Below are 17043 nucleotides of genomic sequence, written 5' to 3'. Positions count from 1 at the left end.
CGCCATGACCGCCACATCGCTCACCGAGGACCAGCAGGCCCTCGTCGAAGCCACCCTCGACTTCGCGGAAGACCACCTGGCACCGCACGCCGTCCAATGGGACCAGGACAAGCACTTCCCCCTCGACGTGCTGCGCAAGGCGGCCGGACTCGGGCTCGGCGGCGTGTACGTACGCGAGGAGGCCGGAGGCAGCGGCCTCAGCCGGGCCGACGGCGTCCTCATCCTCGAAGCCCTCGCCTCCGGCTGCCCGTCCATCGCGGGCTACGTCTCCATCCACAACATGGTCGCCTGGATGATCGACCGCTACGGCGACCCCGAACAGCGCGCACGCCGGCTGCCCCGCCTCTGCGCCATGGACGACCTCGGCAGCTACTGCCTCACCGAACCGGGAGCCGGATCGGACGCCGGGTCCCTGCGCACCCGGGCGGACCGCGACGGCGACCACTACGTCCTCAGCGGAGTGAAGCAGTTCATCTCCGGCGCGGGCGCCGCCCAGGTGTACATCGTCATGGCCCGCACCGACGGGGACGGCCCCCGCGGCATCTCCGCCTTCGTGATCGAACGCGACGACCCCGGCCTCTCCTTCGGACCCAACGAGAAGAAGATGGGCTGGAACGCCCAGCCCACCCGCCAGGTCGTCCTGGACGGGGTCCGGGTCCCCGCGGACCGGCTGCTGGGCCGCCCGGGCGACGGCTTCCGGATCGCCATGAGCGGCCTGAACGGCGGCCGGCTCGGCATCGCCGCCTGCTCCCTCGGCGGCGCCCGCAGCGCCCTCAACAAGAGCCTCGCGTACCTCGCCGACCGCCAGGCGTTCGGCGCCCGGCTGCTCGACGCGCAGGCCCTCCAGTTCCGCCTCGCCGACATGGCGACCGAACTCACCGCCGCCCGCGCCCTCGTCAACCAGGCCGCCCAGGCCCTGGACCGCGGCGACCCCGAGGCGCCGCAGCTGTGCGCGATGGCCAAACGCTTCGCCACCGACACCGGCTACTCCGTCGCCGACCGCGCCCTCCAACTCCACGGCGGCTACGGCTATCTGACCGAGTACGGCATCGAGAAGATCGTCCGCGACCTCCGCGTCCACCAGATCCTGGAAGGAACCAACGAGATCATGCGCGTCATCGTGGCCCGCGGCCTGACGGAGGCCTTCCAGTGACGGCCGGCGCGGACGCCGAGGAGTCCGTACTGCTCCGCACCGAGGGCCGCGCGGCCTACCTCACGCTCAACCGGCCCCGAGCCCTCAACGCCCTGACGCACTCCATGGTGCGGCGCGTCGACGAGGCGCTCACCGGCTGGGCGAGCGACCCGGCCGTGCAGACCGTGGTCATCACCGGCGCCGGCGGGCGCGGCCTGTGTGCGGGCGGCGACATCCGCTCCATCTACGAGGACGCCCGCGCGGGCGGCGCCGCCTCCGCCGGCTTCTGGCGGGACGAGTACCGGCTCAACGCCCGTATCGCCTGCTACCCCAAGCCGTACGTCGCCGTGATGGACGGCATCGTCATGGGCGGCGGCGTCGGCGTCTCCGCGCACGGCAGCGTCCGCATCGTCACCGAACGCTCCCGGATCGCCATGCCGGAGACCGGCATCGGCTTCGTCCCCGACGTGGGCGGCACCTACCTGCTCGCCCTCACCGGAGGCGAGCTCGGCACCCACCTGGCGCTCACCGGCGCGCGGATCGGAGCCGAGGACGCCCTGCTCTGCGGCCTCGCCGACCACTTCGTCCCGCACGACGACCTGCCCCGGCTGCTCGACGACCTCGCCGCCCGGCCGGTCTGGGACGCGCTCCAGTCGTACGTACGGCAGCCGCCGCCCGGCGAACTGGCCGCCCACCGGACCTGGATCGACGCCTGCTACCGCGCCGACACCATGGAGGAGATCGTCGCCCGGCTGCGCGGCCACGGCGCACGCGCCGCAGCCGAGGCCGCCGACACCCTCGCCGCCAAGTCGCCCACCGCCCTGAAGGTCACGCTCGCCGCCCTGCGCCGCGCACCCCGCCTCGGCCCGCTGGAATGCGTACTGGAACAGGAGTACCGCGTCTCCTGCGCCGCGCTCACCTCGCACGACCTGGTCGAGGGCATCCGCGCGCAGGTCATCGACAAGGACCGCAGCCCGCGCTGGGCGCCGGCCGGCCTCGGCGAGGTCGCCGACGCCGACGTGGCCCGCTACTTCGCCCCGCCCGCCGGCGGCGAACTCCACCTGACCGCAACCCCGCAGGAGGTGCCCTGGTGAACGGCCAGCACACGATCGGCTTCATCGGCCTCGGCCACATGGGCGGCCCGATGGCCGCCAACCTCGTCAAGGCGGGCCACCGGGTCCTCGGCCACGACCTGATGCCCGACCTGCTCACCACGGCCGCCGGAACCGGCGTGGAACCGGTCGCGTCGGCGGCGGACGCCGCCTCGGCCGCGGACGTGGTGATCACCATGCTGCCCGCGGGGCGGCACGTCCTCGGCCTCTACCAGGAGGAGGGCCTGCTGGCCGCCGCCCGGCCGGGCACGCTGTTCATCGACTGCTCCACCATCGACGTGGCCGACGCGCGCGCCGCCCACGAAGCCGCGGCGGCGGCCGGAACACGCTCTCTGGACGCCCCCGTCTCCGGGGGAGTGGTCGGCGCGGAGGCCGGCACGCTCACCTTCATGGCCGGCGGCGGCGAAGCCGAGTTCGCCGAGGCCGAACCGCTCCTCGCGGTCATGGGGAAGAAGGCGGTGCACTGCGGCGGGCCCGGCGCCGGGCAGGCCGCGAAGATCTGCAACAACATGATCCTCGGCATATCGATGATCGCGGTGAGCGAGGCGTTCGTCCTCGGCGAGAGCCTGGGCCTGTCCCACCAGGCCCTGTTCGACGTCGCCTCCACCGCCTCCGGCCAGTGCTGGGCCCTGTCCGTCAACTGCCCGGTGCCGGGCCCCGTACCGGGCAGCCCCGCGAACCGCGACTACCGGCCCGGCTTCGCCGCCCCGCTGATGGCCAAGGACCTGGGCCTGGCGGCCAACGCCGTCAAGGCCGGCGGGGTCAACGCCGAACTCGGCCTGCGCGCGGCAGAGTTGTACGCCGCCTACGCCGAGGGGGCCGGCACGGACCAGGACTTCTCCGGCATCGTCAACGCCATCAGGGAAGCCGGCTCCTGACGCACGGAGGCCGCCTCGCGAGAGGCGGCCGTCAGCCGCCCGACGCCTCCACCGGATAGGGGACGTACGTACGCCGGTCGGGGTCGACGGCCAGCCGGCCGCCCGCCGGCGGCCGGGCCCGCTGCGCGCAGTCGCGGCGCTCGCAGATCCGGCACCCCAGACCGATCGGCGTCGCCGCCCGGGGATCGTCCAGCGCGATGCCCTCCGCGTACACCAGGCGGTGCGCGTGGCGCAGTTCGCACCCGAGGGCGACGGCGAACTCGGCGCGCGGCGCGCGGTGGCCCGCGCCGCCCCGGGTGACGGTGCGGGCCACCCAGAAGTAGCGCTTGCCGTCCGGCATCTCCGCGACCTGGGTGAGGACGCGGCCGGGGGAGGAGAACGCCGCGTACACCGTCCACAGCGGGCACGTCCCGCCCAGCCGGGAGAAATGGAAGTCGGTGGCGGACTGCCGCTTGGAGACGTTCCCGGCCCGGTCCACGCGGAGGAACGAGAACGGCACCCCGCGCCGCCCGGAGCGCTGGAGCGTACTGAGGCGGTGGCAGACCGTCTCGAAGCCGACGCCGAACCGCGCCTGGAGCAGCTCGATGTCGTACCGCAGCTCCTCGGCCGCCGACTGGAAGACGCCGTACGGCATCAGCAGCGCCCCGGCGAAGTAGTTCGCGAGCCCGATCCGGGCCAGCGCCGCAGCCTGGGCGGAGGTCATCGCGGCGGCGCCGACCAGGGCGTCGAGCAGCGGCCGGTACTCCAGCAGCGCGAGCTGCGTGGCGAGCTGGAAGGCGCGCTGCCCCTCCGTCAGCCACGGCGACAGGAACAGCAGGCCGCTCTCCGCGTCGAAGCGCCGGGCGTCCGCCGAGCGGTCGGGGGACGCCCGTACGACCGTGACGCGGTGCCGGTCCGCCAGCCGCCGCCGCAGGACGTCCGCCGCGCCCTGCGCCGAGTCGAGCCCCCAGTCCCGCGCCGCGCGCTCCGCCTCGCCGTCCAGCGGCCCGATGTGGTTGTGGTGGGCGTAGAAGAAGTCGCGGACCTCGTCGTGCGGTTCGGCCGGCGGCAGCGCGGCGGCCGGGGAGTCGGCCGAGGCCAGCGCGGCGACCTGCTCGGCGGCGTCCCGGTAGCGGTGGTGCAGGGCCACCAGCGCGCGGGCCACCTCGGGGTGGTCGCGGGCGACCGCGACCGCCTCCTCCGCCGAGGCGGACACGCCGGCGGCCTCGTCCCCGAGGGCCGCCCGCAGGTCTGTGGCGAGCCGTTCCTCCGCGGCCTCGGAGAAGAACTCCGGGTCCACGCCGAGGACTTCGGCGATGCGCAGCAGGACGGGCGCGGTCAGCGGGCGCTGACTGTGCTCGATCTGGTTGAGATAGCTCGTCGAGATGCCGAGCGAGCGGGCCAGTTCGACCTGGTTCATGCCGTGCTCGGCGCGCAGCCGCCGCAGCTTGGCGTGCGCGTAGATCTTCCGTACGGGAGGCCGTGCCATGGGTGATGAGCCTCCTCGCTCCCGGCGCACGGTCGTACGCCGCTCCTGCGAAGTTAGCATTCGCACGTTTCGCGGAATTCGCGGATTCGCAGCGTGCGAGCGTACGGAATTCGCAGATTGGAGCCATCGCCAGCGGCCCCGGACGGGGGAAGGATCGGAGCGGAAGGCGCGAGCCCCCTCGGCGAGGGAGGCTCAGCCGCTCAGCCGCTCAGCCGCACACCGCGAGGAGCCCCGTGATCGACCACCAGGTACGCGTCCACCCCAGCGCCGACCGGCTGCCCCGCGAGGAGCAGCTCGCCTGGAAACTGGCCGCCGTCGCCACCGGTACGGGAGAGGCCGCCGGACTCGACCCCGCAGCCGCCGCCATGGCGGTCAACCGGGTCATCGACAACGCCGCCGTCGCCGTCGCCTCCCTGCTCCGCCGCCCGGTCGCGGTCGCCCGCGCCCAGGCCCTCGCACACCCGGCCCGAGGCGGCACGGCAGCCTCAGGCGCGTCCGTCTTCGGCGCGCCGGACGGCTCGCGCGTACCGCCCGAATGGGCCGCCTGGGCCAACGGCACGGCGGTCCGCGAACTGGACTTCCACGACACCTACCTGGCCGCCGACTACTCCCACCCCGGCGACAACATCCCGCCGCTGCTCGCCGTCGCCCAGCACACCGGCCGCTCCGGCGCCGACCTGCTGCGCGGCATCATCGCCGCGTACGAGATCCACGTCGCCCTCGTGACGGGCGTCTGCCTGCACGAACACCGCATCGACCACGTGGCGCACCTCGGCGCCGCCACCGCCTGCGGACTCGGCGCGATGCTGCGGCTGCCGACCGGGACCGTGTACCAGGCCGTCGGGCAGGCGGTGCACACCACGACCGCGACCCGGCAGTCCCGCAAGGGCGAGATCTCCAGCTGGAAGGCGTTCGCCCCGGCCTTCGCCGGCAAGGCGGCGATCGAGGCGGTGGACCGGGCGATGCGCGGCGAAGGCGCGCCCGCGCCGATCTACGAGGGGGAGGACGGCTTCCTCGCCTGGATGCTCGACGGCCCCCGGGCCTCGTACACCGTCGCGCTGCCCGAGCTCGGCGAGCCGCGCCGCGCGATCCTCGACACGTACACCAAGGAGCACTCGGCCGAGTACCAGGCGCAGGCGTTCATCGACCTCGCGCGGCGGCTGCGCGAGAAGACCGGCCCACTCGACCGGGTCCGCTCCGTCGTGCTGCACACCAGCCACCACACCCACTACGTGATCGGCTCGGGAGCCGGCGACCCGCAGAAGTACGACCCGGACGCCAGCCGCGAGACGCTCGACCACTCCGTGCCGTACATCTTCGCGGTCGCCCTGGAGGACGGCGCCTGGCACCACGAGCGCTCCTACGCCCCCGAACGCGCCCGCCGCCCGCGGACCGCGGAACTGTGGCGGAAGATCTCCACGGTCGAGGACCCGGAGTGGACCCGCCGCTACCACGACCCCGACCCGCGGCGCCGCGCGTTCGGCGGCCGGGCCGTGATCACCCTCGACGACGGCACGGTCGTCGAGGACGAACTGGCCGTCGCCGACGCCCACCCGGCCGGCGCCCGCCCGTTCGGCCGCGACGGCTACACGGCCAAGTTCCGCACCCTCGCCGAGGGCGTGGCCGAACCGGCCGCGCAGGACGCGTTCCTGAGCGCCGCGGACCGGCTGGCCGAACTGGACGCGCCGGGGCTCGCGGGCCTCTTCCCGGCGGTCGACGCCGCCGCCGTCGCCGCGTACGACACGACCCTCCCGCACGGCCTGTTCTGACCCCGTACGCCCGCCCCCGCCGCCCGCACCCCTCGCCGGAGGACTCCATGGTCACCGCACCGCCCGACCGCCCCGACATCCGCCGCGGCCTCGCCGGCGTCGTCGTCGACACCACCGAGATCTCCACCGTCATCCAGGAGACCAACTCCCTGACCTACCGCGGCTACCCGGTCCAGGACCTCGCCGCCCGCCGTTCCTTCGAGGAGGTCGCCTGCCTGCTCTGGTACGGGGAGCTCCCCGACGCCGGACAGCTCGCCGAATTCCGGGCCCGCGAACGCGCCCTGCGGCCCGTGGACCGCACCACCGCGGAACTCCTGGCCCGGCTGCCCGGCACCTGCCACCCCATGGACGTACTGCGGACCGCCGTCAGCTTCTTCGGCGCCGAGGACCCCGCCGAGGACGACGGCAGCCCGGCCGCCAACCGGGCCAAGTCCCTCGCCCTCCTGGCGAAGCTGCCGACCGTGGTCGCCGCCGACCACCGCAGGCGGCGCGGGCTCGCGCCGATCCGGCCCGACGCGTCCCTCGGCTACGCCGAGAACTTCTTCCACATGTGCTTCGGCCGGGTTCCCGAGCCCGAGGTGGTCCGCTGCTTCGAGACCTCCCTCGTCCTGTACGCCGAACACAGCTTCAACGCCTCCACGTTCACGGCCCGCGTCGTCACCTCCACCCTCTCCGACCTCTACAGCGCGGTGACCGCCGCCGTCGGCGCCCTCAAGGGACCGCTGCACGGCGGTGCCAACGAAGCCGTGATGCACATGCTGGGCGAGATCGGCGACCCGCTGCGGGCCGAGGAGTGGCTGGACGAGGCCCTGGCCTCGAAGCGGAAGATCATGGGCTTCGGCCACCGCGTGTACCGGCACGGCGACTCGCGCGTACCGATCATGCAGGAGGCCGTCGACCGGCTCGTCGCACACGCCGCGACCCCCGAGGCCACCCGGCTGGCCGGCCTGCACACCGCGCTGCGGGACGCCATGACCGCCCGCAAGGGCATCCACCCCAACCTGGACTACCCGGCCGGGCTCGCCTACCACCTCATGGGCTTCGACATCCCCGCCTTCACGCCGATTTTCGTGATGAGCCGCATCACCGGCTGGACCGCCCACATCACCGAACAGCTGGCCCACAACGCGCTGATCCGCCCGCTGGGCGCGTACACGGGGCGGGAGCAGCGGGCCGTTCCCGTGCCGGACGGCGCCTGTCCGTAAAGATCCGTGAAGATCCGTAGAGAACAGCCGGCGCGGAACACGGGGCCGAGCCCGCGACGCGTCCCCGCGAGGGTCAGCCGGACCCGGTGCGGAAGGCGTCGAGAATGCGCTCGGCGGCGAGGGTGGCGGTCAACTCGCCCTCCTGGACCCGCCGTTCGAGATTGGGCGCCAGGGCGCGTACGGCCGGGTCGGCGTGCAGCCGGCTCAGGAGCTCGTCGCGGACCATCGTCCACGTCCAGTCCACCTGCTGGTCACGGCGCTTGGCGGCCAGGCGGCCGGTGGAGTCGAGGAGCGCACGGTGCTGTTCGAGGCGTTCCCACACCGTGTCCAGGCCCGTCGACTCGCGGGCGCTGCAACTGAGCACCGGCGGCGTCCAGGCGGCGTCGGCGGAGTGCATCAGCCGCAGCGCGCCCGCCAGCTCCCGAGCCGCCCCCCGCGCGTCGCGCTCGTGCGGCCCGTCGGCCTTGTTCACGGCGATGACGTCCGCCAGCTCCAGGACGCCCTTCTTGATGCCCTGCAACTGGTCCCCGGTACGGGCCAGGGTCAGCAGCAGGAAGGAGTCCACCATGTTCGCGACCGCCGTCTCGGACTGCCCGACGCCGACGGTCTCCACGAGCACCACGTCGTAGCCGGCGGCCTCCATCACCACGATCGACTCGCGGGTCGCCTTGGCGACCCCGCCGAGCGTCCCGGCGGTGGGGGAGGGGCGCACGAACGCCGCCGGGTCGACGGCCAGGCGCTCCATACGCGTCTTGTCGCCCAGAATGGACCCGCCGGTACGGCTCGACGACGGGTCGACGGCGAGCACCGCGACCCGGTGCCCGAGCCCGGTGAGCCGGGTGCCGAACGCGTCGATGAACGTCGACTTGCCGACGCCCGGCACCCCGCTGATGCCGATCCGCCGGGCCCGGCCGCTGTGCGGCAGCAGCTCGGTGAGCAACTCCTGCGCCAGGGCCCGGTGGTCGGGCCGGGTGGACTCGACGAGCGTGATGGCCCGCGCCACCAGCGCCCGCTTCCCGTCGAGCACACCCTTCACATAGGTGTCGAGGTCGATCGCCATGGGTGCCGTCGCCGGGCCGTCAGCGGCCGTGGCCGGGATCGGCGGGAACGGCGCCGGAGGGACCGGTACCGGTCGCGTCCTGGCCGAGCTCGCCGTGTCCGAGACCGGCGGCGAGCCGCCGCACCAGGTCGTACGCGGCGTCCGGGATGACCGTGCCGGGCGGGAAGACCGCCGCCGCGCCCATCTCCAGGAGCGTGGCCACGTCCTGCGGCGGGATCACCCCGCCGACCACGACCATGATGTCCTCGCGCCCCTCCTCCGCGAGCTGCTCGCGCAGCGCCGGTACGAGCGTGAGATGGCCGGCGGCCAGCGACGACACCCCGACGATGTGCACGTCCGCCTCGACGGCCTGGCGGGCCACTTCACCCGGCGTCTGGAACAGCGGGCCGACGTCGACGTCGAAGCCGAGGTCGGCGAAGGCGGTGGCGATCACCTTCTGGCCGCGGTCGTGGCCGTCCTGGCCCATCTTGGCGACCAGCATCCGGGGGCGCCGGCCCTCGGCCTCCTCGAAGGAGGCCACCAGCGTGCGGGTGCGCTCGATGGACGGGGAGTCGCCGGCTTCGTTGCGGTACACACCGGAGATCGTACGGATCTGGCTCGCGTGCCGCCCGTACACCTTCTCCAGGGCGTCGGAGATCTCCCCGACGGTGGCCATCGCGCGGGCCGCGTCCACGGCGAGCTCCAGCAGGTTGCCGGTGGACTCGGCGGCGCGGGTCAGCGCGTGCAGCGCGTCCTGGCAGACCTGTTCGTCGCGCTCGGCGCGCAGCCGCCGCAACTTGTCGATCTGCTGGGCGCGTACGGAGGAGTTGTCGACCTTCAGGACGTCGATCTGCTCGTCCGTCTCGACGCGGTACTTGTTCACGCCGATGACCGGCTGGCGGCCCGAGTCGATCCGGGCCTGGGTGCGGGCCGCGGCCTCCTCCACCCGCAGCTTCGGGATGCCGGCGTCGATGGCCTGCGCCATGCCGCCCGCCGCCTCGACCTCCTCGATGTGCTGCCACGCCCGGCGCGCCAGGTCGTACGTCAGCCGCTCCACGTAAGCGCTGCCGCCCCACGGGTCGATCGACCGGGTGGTGCCCGACTCCTGCTGGATCAGCAGCTGGGTGTTGCGGGCGATGCGCGCCGAGAAGTCGGTGGGCAGGGCCAGGGCCTCGTCGAGGGCGTTGGTGTGCAGGGACTGGGTGTGGCCCTGGGTCGCGGCCATCGCCTCCACGCACGTACGCGTCACGTTGTTGAACACGTCCTGCGCCGTCAGCGACCAGCCGGAGGTCTGCGAATGCGTCCGCAGCGAAAGGGACTTGGCGTTCTTCGGATCGAACTGCCGGACCAGCTTGGCCCACAGCAGCCGCGCGGCGCGCATCTTGGCGATCTCCATGAAGAAGTTCATGCCGATCGCCCAGAAGAAGGAGAGCCGGGGCGCGAACGCGTCCACGTCCATCCCCGCGGCCCGCCCGGCCCGGATGTACTCCACTCCGTCGGCCAGCGTGTACGCCAGCTCCAGATCGGCCGTGGCCCCGGCCTCCTGGATGTGGTAGCCGGAGATGGAGATGGAGTTGTAGCGCGGCATGCGCTGCGAGGTGTAGGCGAAGATGTCGGAGATGATCCGCATCGAGGGCTTCGGCGGATAGATGTAGGTGTTGCGGACCATGAACTCCTTGAGGATGTCGTTCTGGATGGTCCCCGCCAGCTTCTCCGGCGGCACGCCCTGCTCCTCCGCGGCCACGACGTAGAGCGCGAGCACGGGCAGCACGGCGCCGTTCATCGTCATCGACACGGTCATCCGGTCGAGCGGAATCCCGTCGAAGAGCTGCCGCATGTCGTAGATCGAGTCGATCGCCACGCCCGCCATGCCGACGTCACCGGTCACCCGCGGGTGGTCGCTGTCGTAGCCGCGGTGGGTGGGCAGGTCGAAGGCGACCGACAGCCCCTTCTGGCCCGCCGCGAGGTTGCGCCGGTAGAAGGCGTTGGACTCCTCGGCCGTGGAGAAACCCGCGTACTGGCGGATCGTCCAGGGCTGGTTGACGTACATCGTCGGGTACGGGCCGCGCAGGTACGGGGCGATGCCCGGGTAGGTGCCGAGGAAGTCCAGGCCCTCCACGTCCTGCCCGGTGTAGAGCGGTTTGACGGAGATGCCCTCCGGGGTCTCCCAGCGGAGGTCGTCCCCGGCGGCGGCCTTCTTGACGGCGTCGTGCCACTCCTCGGCGCTGCCGCCGGGCCTGTCGTCACCGGGCTTGCCGTCGCCGGGCCTGTCGTCGCCGGGCCTGTCGTCGCCGGGCTTCGGCGTCCCGAGGCCGATCCCGGAGAAGTCCGGGATTCCCATCGTTGCCATCAGGACACTCCCATACGGTCGAGGGCGGCGGAGAGCACGGCGACGGCGTCGCAGCCGGCGAAGACATAGGCGTCGACACCTGGGTACTGCCCGGGCCGGCCCGCCAGGAACACATGCCGGGCGCCCGCCTCTCTGAGCGCCCCGGCGACCTGGGCGGCCTGCTCCTCGTACAGCGCGTCGCTGGAGCACAGGCAGACCTCGGTGGCGCCGCTGTCCTCGAACGACCCCTGGTCGACGGGCTCGATGCCGCCCGCCTGGAACAGGTTGGCGGCGAAGGTGACGCGGGCGGTGTGGGCCGCGGCGGGCCCGAGGGCGGCGAGGAAGATCCGCGGCCGGGCCCCGGTCGCCGCGAGGTGGCGGTCGGAGCGGGCCCGCAGGGCCTCGAACGCCTCGTCGCGCCGTACCCGCGGCAGCCCGCCGGACGGCGGCGCCGGGGCGGGTTCGCGCTCCACGGGCCGCTCCGCGAGGTTCGGGAACTCGCTGACCCCGGTGATCGGCTCGCGCCGCTTCGCGAGTTTCGCGCTGCGCGCCCGCCAGGTGTCGGCGAGGTCCTGGCCGAGCCGGCCGGAGCGCAGGGCGGCGGCCTGTCCGCCCAGCTCCTCGACGTGCTGGAAGAACCCCCACGCCGCGGCGGCCAGTTCGTCGGTGAGCCGCTCCACGTACCAGGAGCCGCCCGCCGGGTCGATCACCCGCGACAGGTGCGACTCCTCGACCAGGATCGTCGAGGTGTTGCGGGCGATCCGGCGGGCGAACGCGTCCGGCAGCCCGAGGGCGTGGTCGAAGGGCAGCACGGTGACGGCGTCCGCGCCGCCCACCCCGGCCGCCAGCGTCGCGACCGTCGTGCGCAGCATGTTCACCCACGGGTCGCGGCGGGACATCATGACCGGCGAGGTCACGGCGTGCTGCACCTGCCGGCCCTCGGCCCCGCACACCTCCGCCACCCGCGCCCACAGCCGGCGCGCGGCGCGCAGCTTGGCGATCGTCAGGAACTGGTCGGCGGTGGCCGCGTACCGGAACTCCAGCTGCGCGACGGCCTGCCCGACGGTGAGCCCCGCCGCCGTCAGCTCCCGCAGATAGGCGACGCCGGTCGCCAGCGAACTCCCCAGCTCCTGCGCCGCCGACCCGCCGGCCTCGTGGTACGGCAGCGCGTCCACGGTCAGCGCCCGCAGCCCCGGATACTCCTCGCCGCACCGCCGCGCGAGCTCGGCGACGGGCGCGAAGCCGAACGTGTCCCCCGTACGGGCCTCGAACCCCAGCGGGTCGGCCCCCAGGTTGCCGCGCGCCGCCTCCTTGGCGACACCGCGCTCCCCGTACAGCCGCAACAGCTCCCCGGCGGCGGCCTCGACGCCGTCTCCCGCGTCGAGGACGACGGGCGCCAGATCGAGATAGACCCCGTCGACCACCCGATCGAGTGACGCCACGGGGATTCCGTGCTCGCCCACGACCAGCCACAGCGACGTGACGCCGTTCTCCAGATCCGCCAGCACCGCCCCGCCGTCGGCCGCCGTGTGCTGCTGCCGTACGTCCCACCCCCCGAGCACATTGCCCTCCGGGCGACCGCCCCGGACGAAGGGGGCGAACCCGGGAAGACCGGGGTCGGGCGCCGAACTGTCGGCGGTGTACAGGGGGCGGCTGCGCAGCCCGTCCTCGATCTCGGTGGACAGGGCGTCCTCCGCCGCCGCCCCCGAGAACTCCCTGCCCGACTTGCGCAGGACGCCCTCGACCAGGTGTTGCCACTGCTCATGGGTGGCGTCAGGGAACTCGGAGGCCAGCGAGAGCCCGTCGTCAGGCAGGACAGTCATGCTCGGATGCTAGGCCGCGACCGCAGGTGAGCTGCAGGGGGCACGGCTGTGACCTTGCCCTCTATCGGGTTGGCTTGATCTTGACGGCGGGGCGGATTAGGGCGCCGGACCGGGGTGGCGCATCAGCGCGTCGAGAGAGTTTGCACGCTGCGGAAGACGAAGAGCTGGGTCATCGATCCGGCGGTGCCGCACAGGGCCGATCCGATGAGGAAAATCGCGATAGCGAAGACGAAGACCCGCTTGCGCCCGAAGAGATCGCCGAGTTTTCCGCAGAGCGGCGTGACGACGCTGAAGGCCAGCAGGTACGCGGTGCTGACCCAGGCGAACCGCTCGACGCCGTCGAGATCGCCGCTGATGGCCGGCATCGCCGTGGCGACGATCTGGGTGTCCAGGGTGGCCAGGAGCATGGCGAGCATCAGCCCGATGAAGGACGGAACTGCCTGCCTTCTGGGTGGCGTTGGAGAGGTTGGTTTCTCAGTGGGTGTCGATCGCGCACGTGGCACAGCGTCCCTCTTTTCCTCGTGGGGGCGGGGTTGCACTCGCCTCATGTCAACCTAGGTTGACATGAGGGTGGCGTCAACCATGGGTGACAGGGATGCGTGAATCGCTTGACGTTCGACGCGTTCGTCAGCTTGTGTTGACGTCGTGGATGAGGCGAAGGTGAATCAACTAGTTGCTGCTGCGACGGTCGGTGAGGGCCGTGAAGGGCTGGCCGCCGTGCGGGCGCTGCGGAAGGCGGTCGAGGAGATGGAGGCGCGCCAGGTCGACCGGGCGCGCGAGGCCGGCTGGGCCTGGCGCGACATCGCCGAGCCGCTCGGCATCTCGCGTCAGGCCGCCCATAAGAAGCACACGCGGCGGCCGCACACGGACTGACGGGCCGAAACATGGGCTCGGCGATGCCCGTCAGCGGGCGGGCATCGGTGACGCTCGTCAGTGGGCGAGCGCGGTGCGGCCCGGAGAGGTCCGGGTGCACTAGCCGCCTCATGGCCCCGGCCGCCCGGCCGCCCGGCCTTCCGGTCTTACGGAGCGCGGTCGCCCGGACGCGAGACGGTTCGGACTGTCGGCGCTGCGGTACCCGCAGTCATAGAGGCGATGCCGGACGGGCGAACGCACCAGCCCCCAGGAGCAGCCCGGACCCGGTGACACATTGCCGTGTGAAGGAGCCGGAACCGTGTTCTTCGTCGACACCCTGACGTTCGAGGGCCTGGGCAATCGCAGCTACCTGGCGGGCGGCGCCCGTAGCGCGGTCGTGATCGACCCGCCGCGCGACATCGACCAGGTGATCGCCGCCGCTGCCCGGCACGGGGCGCGGATCGCCTATGTGGCCGAGACGCACGTGCACAACGACTACGTCTCCGGCGGCCTGGAGCTGGCCCGGATCACCGGGGCCCGCTACCTGGTTCCGGCCGCCGCCGACGTCTCCTTCGCCCGGGTGCCCGTCGCCGACGGCGACACCGTCCCCGTGGACGAGGGGCTGGTGCTGCGCGCCGTCGCCACGCCCGGCCATACGCCGCACCACACCGCGTACGTGCTGGAGGACGGCGGACGCGCGGTGGCCGCCTTCACCGGCGGGTCGCTGCTCATCGGCACGGTGGGGCGGCCGGACCTGGTGGAGCCGCGGCTGACCGAGCGGCTGGCCCGTGACCAGCACGCCTCCGCGCACCGGCTCGCCGCCGCGCTCGACGACGAGGTGCGGGTGCTGCCCACCCACGGCTTCGGCAGCTTCTGTTCCTCCGCCCAGGCCACGGGCGACGCCACCACCATCGGCAAGGAACGGCGGACCAACGACGCGCTCACCCTGGACGCCGATGCCTTCGTCGCCCAACTGCTGGCCGGACTGGAGGAGATACCGGCGTACTACGCGCATATGGGCCCGCTCAACGCCGCCGGCCCCGCCCCCGTCGACCTCACCCCGCCCGAGCCCGCCGACGCCGCGCGGATCGCCGAGCGGCTGGCGGCCGGGGAGTGGGTGGTGGATCTGCGCAGCCGCGTCGCCTTCGCGGCAGGCCATGTGGCCGGTTCGTTCAACTTCGAGGGCGACGGCCGGTTGGCCACGTACCTGGCCTGGCTGATTCCGTGGGGCAAGCCCGTCACGCTGCTCGCCGAGACGCCCGAGCAGATCGCCGCCGCGCAGCGGGAACTGGTGCGGGTCGGCATCGACCGGCCGGCCGGCGCCGCCACCGGCGACCCGCTGAGCTGGATACCGGAAGGCGGGCGGCTCGCGTCGTTCCCCCGCGCCTCCTTCGCCGAACTGGCCGCCGCCCGAGAGCGGGGCGAGCCGGTGGTGGTGCTCGATGTGCGCCGCGACTCCGAGCGCGCGGCGGGGTGCGTCGAAGGGGCGGTGCACATCCCGATCCACCAACTCCGCGACCGCCTGGACGAGGTCCCGCCCGGCACCGTATGGGTGCACTGCGCCGGCGGGATGCGCGCGGCCGTCGGCGCTTCGCTCCTCGACGCCGTGGGGCGTCGGGTCGTCGCGGTGGACGACGGTTTCGAGGCCGCCGCAGAGGCGGGGCTGACGGTCATCGACTCCTGCTGACCCCGCGGCTCCGGTACGCGCTCCGGGCGGGCTGTCCGGTCGGCTGCCCGAACCGGAAGCCGGGATACGCCTTTCGGCCTGGGCAGCTCGGTTCGGGCAGCTTGGTCCGGGCGGCTCGGTCCGGGGGCTCGGTTCGGGCGGCTCGGTCCGGGCCGCCCGGCGTTCGGCTCCGCTTGGAGCGAGGGCGTCAGACAGTCGCGACCAGGAAGTCCTCTCCGCTCGACGGGCGGAGGCCGTCGGTCCGCTCGCCGAAGTAGCGCTCGGCGAGCAGGGCCCCCGCCACGTGCCGGGTGTCCTCGAAGCCGGCGTCGCGGGCCAGCGCCAGCATCTCCTGCGGGGTGTAGAAGCTGATGAACGGGGTGCCCGACGCCTGGGCCCGTGGCTTGGTCGCCTCCAGGGCGGGGCGGTCGGCGTCGTCGATGAGCTCGGTCGGCAGCATGAACGTCATGGCGAGCGTCGAGCCGGGGGCGAGTCCGGCGAGCCGGCGCAGGGTCGCCGCGGTGGCGTCTGCGGTCAGGTACATGGTGACGCCGGTGCAGGCGACGACGGCCGGCCGGGCGCGGTCGAAACCGGCCTCGGACAGGCGCTCCCACCAGTCCCCGCCCGCCTCGAAGTCGACCGGCACCAGCCGCAGCCAGTCGGGGACCCCGTAGCCGAGCTCGGTCAGGCGACGGCGCTTCCAGGCCTGGGTGCCCGGCTGGTCGATCTCGAAGACCCGCAGGCGGGAAGCGATCTCCGGCCGGCGCTGGGCGAAGGTGTCCAGGCCGGCCCCCAGGATGACGTACTGGGCGACGCCGCGGCCGGCGTGCTCGGCGACCAGGTCCTCGACGAACCGGGCGCGGGCCACGATGGCCGCCCGGAAGGTGCTCGTCCCGCGCGGGTCCATGTCCGGCCGCTGCCGCCAGCCGTCGTCGGGAGCCGCCAGCCGCAGGCCGACCTCGTCCTCCAGTACGTGCGGCGGCGGGTCGTGCTGTACGTGCAGCGCCCGCCAGAGGGCGACCCGCACGGCGGTGCTGTCCGGTGCCTCGTTCTGTTCGTCCGGCACGCTCGTCCCTCTCCTCGTGGTCAGTTCCCGGCCGGGTGGTCAGTTCCCGGCCGGGGCCTGGAGGCTCCACAGGCGTCCGTCCGGGTCGCGGACGGTCATCTCTCTGGTCCCGTAATGGGTGTCCTCGAAGGGCGTGACCACCTCGACGGCGGGATCGGGCCGGAACGCGTCCGCGTCGGGCACCTTCATCACGAGCTGCGTGCGGGGCTCCCGGTCCTCGGGAACCTCGGCGATGAACACGTAGGGGCCGTCGCCGTTGCGCAACTGGCCGGAGTTGTGGTCGGTCGCGAAGTCCAGTTCGTAGCCCAGTGACTGGAAGAACTTCGCCGCCTTTCCCCAGTTGTGGGTCTCCAGGAACACGGCCTCGATCCCGTCGGTCGCCATGTCAGCTCTCCTTCTCGGGTGGTTGTCGCGGCTGCCCGTGGGTGTCGTCAAGGTGGGCGCGCAGGGCGGCGGCGACCACCGCCGAGAGGGACATGCCCGACTCGATGGCGTGATGCTTGACCTGCTTGATCAGCCCTTTCGGCAGGTACACGTTGAACTGCTTGACCTCTTCGTCACTCACAAGGGTGATGCTAGCACGCTAGTAAGCTAGCAAGTGCGGTAATCGGGTCCGCGGCAATCGGGTCCGCTCGTCCAGGAGGCGGGATTGCGAGTACCGGAACCCGGCCGGGAGCGGCCACACTTGAGGCTTCGGAGCAGCG

The 17043-nt window shown here is 73.0% G+C and carries 15 protein-coding genes; 7 read left to right on the top strand and 8 right to left on the bottom strand.

Features of this window, described 5'->3' with window-relative positions:
• The first annotated feature begins 4 nt into the window (after positions 1-4).
• From AB0I22_RS28120 to mmsB, 3 genes are read left to right on the top strand one after another with little or no spacing between them, the layout of a single operon-like run.
• Positions 5-1153, top strand: coding sequence for an acyl-CoA dehydrogenase family protein (locus AB0I22_RS28120; protein ID WP_363133726.1), 1149 nt, complete (start codon positions 5-7; stop codon positions 1151-1153).
• Entirely contained in the window at positions 1150-2226 is a 1077-nt protein-coding gene (locus AB0I22_RS28115) for an enoyl-CoA hydratase/isomerase family protein (RefSeq protein ID WP_363133725.1), read from the top strand. The genes AB0I22_RS28120 and AB0I22_RS28115 overlap by 4 nt, the downstream gene beginning before the upstream one ends.
• On the top strand, positions 2223-3122 hold the full coding sequence (gene mmsB, locus AB0I22_RS28110) for a 3-hydroxyisobutyrate dehydrogenase (protein WP_363133724.1): 900 nt from the start codon (positions 2223-2225) through the stop codon (positions 3120-3122). The genes AB0I22_RS28115 and mmsB overlap by 4 nt, the downstream gene beginning before the upstream one ends.
• A 31-nt stretch (positions 3123-3153) precedes the next feature.
• On the opposite strand, the gene AB0I22_RS28105 is transcribed toward mmsB, so the two are convergent.
• On the bottom strand, positions 3154-4590 hold the full coding sequence (locus AB0I22_RS28105) for a short-chain fatty acyl-CoA regulator family protein (RefSeq protein WP_363133723.1): 1437 nt from the start codon (positions 4588-4590) through the stop codon (positions 3154-3156).
• A gap of 233 nt (positions 4591-4823) precedes the next feature.
• Here AB0I22_RS28105 and AB0I22_RS28100 point away from each other — a divergent pair, with 233 nt between their 5' ends.
• Entirely contained in the window at positions 4824-6359 is a 1536-nt protein-coding gene (locus AB0I22_RS28100) for an MmgE/PrpD family protein (RefSeq protein WP_363133722.1), read from the top strand.
• Positions 6360-6406: 47 nt separating this feature from the next.
• Positions 6407-7564, top strand: a complete 1158-nt coding sequence (locus AB0I22_RS28095) for a bifunctional 2-methylcitrate synthase/citrate synthase (RefSeq protein ID WP_363133721.1) — start codon at positions 6407-6409, stop codon at positions 7562-7564.
• Between the two features lie 73 nt (positions 7565-7637).
• Here the strand turns inward: AB0I22_RS28095 and meaB are convergent, their stop codons facing one another.
• The 4 genes from meaB to AB0I22_RS28075 form a co-directional block, all read right to left on the bottom strand.
• Entirely contained in the window at positions 7638-8624 is a 987-nt protein-coding gene (meaB, locus tag AB0I22_RS28090) for a methylmalonyl Co-A mutase-associated GTPase MeaB (protein WP_363133720.1), read from the bottom strand.
• A 19-nt stretch (positions 8625-8643) separates the two neighbouring features.
• Positions 8644-10944: a methylmalonyl-CoA mutase gene (scpA, locus tag AB0I22_RS28085; protein ID WP_363133752.1), complete on the bottom strand. Its 2301-nt coding sequence runs from the start codon at positions 10942-10944 to the stop codon at positions 8644-8646.
• 8 nt (positions 10945-10952) lie between these two features.
• A complete protein-coding gene (locus tag AB0I22_RS28080; RefSeq protein ID WP_363133719.1) occupies positions 10953-12755 on the bottom strand; it encodes a methylmalonyl-CoA mutase family protein in 1803 nt (600 codons plus the stop codon).
• 122 nt (positions 12756-12877) lie between these two features.
• Complete coding sequence (locus AB0I22_RS28075) at positions 12878-13303, bottom strand: MFS transporter (protein ID WP_363133718.1); 426 nt, start codon at positions 13301-13303, stop codon at positions 12878-12880.
• 112 nt (positions 13304-13415) lie between these two features.
• Between AB0I22_RS28075 and AB0I22_RS28070 the strand changes: the two genes are divergently transcribed.
• Both AB0I22_RS28070 and AB0I22_RS28065 read left to right on the top strand, forming a co-directional pair.
• Positions 13416-13628 (top strand): helix-turn-helix domain-containing protein, encoded by a 213-nt coding sequence (locus AB0I22_RS28070; protein ID WP_363133717.1) that lies wholly within the window; start codon positions 13416-13418, stop codon positions 13626-13628.
• 298 nt (positions 13629-13926) lie between these two features.
• Positions 13927-15294 carry an MBL fold metallo-hydrolase gene (locus AB0I22_RS28065; RefSeq protein WP_363133716.1) on the top strand — a complete coding sequence of 456 codons (1368 nt, stop codon included), beginning with the start codon at positions 13927-13929 and terminating at the stop codon, positions 15292-15294.
• A 187-nt stretch (positions 15295-15481) separates the two neighbouring features.
• Here AB0I22_RS28065 and AB0I22_RS28060 read toward each other — a convergent pair whose 3' ends face one another.
• Genes AB0I22_RS28060 through AB0I22_RS28050 form a run of 3 tightly spaced genes read right to left on the bottom strand, consistent with a single transcriptional unit; the run spans position 15482 to position 16904 of the window.
• On the bottom strand, positions 15482-16339 hold the full coding sequence (locus tag AB0I22_RS28060) for a class I SAM-dependent methyltransferase (RefSeq protein WP_363133715.1): 858 nt from the start codon (positions 16337-16339) through the stop codon (positions 15482-15484).
• A 39-nt stretch (positions 16340-16378) separates the two neighbouring features.
• Positions 16379-16723 carry a VOC family protein gene (locus tag AB0I22_RS28055; RefSeq protein ID WP_363133714.1) on the bottom strand — a complete coding sequence of 115 codons (345 nt, stop codon included), beginning with the start codon at positions 16721-16723 and terminating at the stop codon, positions 16379-16381.
• 1 nt (position 16724) lies between these two features.
• The gene (locus tag AB0I22_RS28050; RefSeq protein WP_363133713.1) at positions 16725-16904 is read right to left on the bottom strand and encodes a CopG family transcriptional regulator; all 180 of its coding nucleotides are present in this window, start codon (positions 16902-16904) and stop codon (positions 16725-16727) included.
• Positions 16905-17043 lie beyond the last annotated feature (139 nt).

The organism is Streptomyces sp. NPDC050610 (assembly GCF_040654875.1).
Lineage (GTDB): Bacteria > Actinomycetota > Actinomycetes > Streptomycetales > Streptomycetaceae > Streptomyces.
The sequence above is the reverse complement of the archived record's forward strand: the minus strand, read 5'-3'. Positions and strand labels throughout refer to the sequence as shown.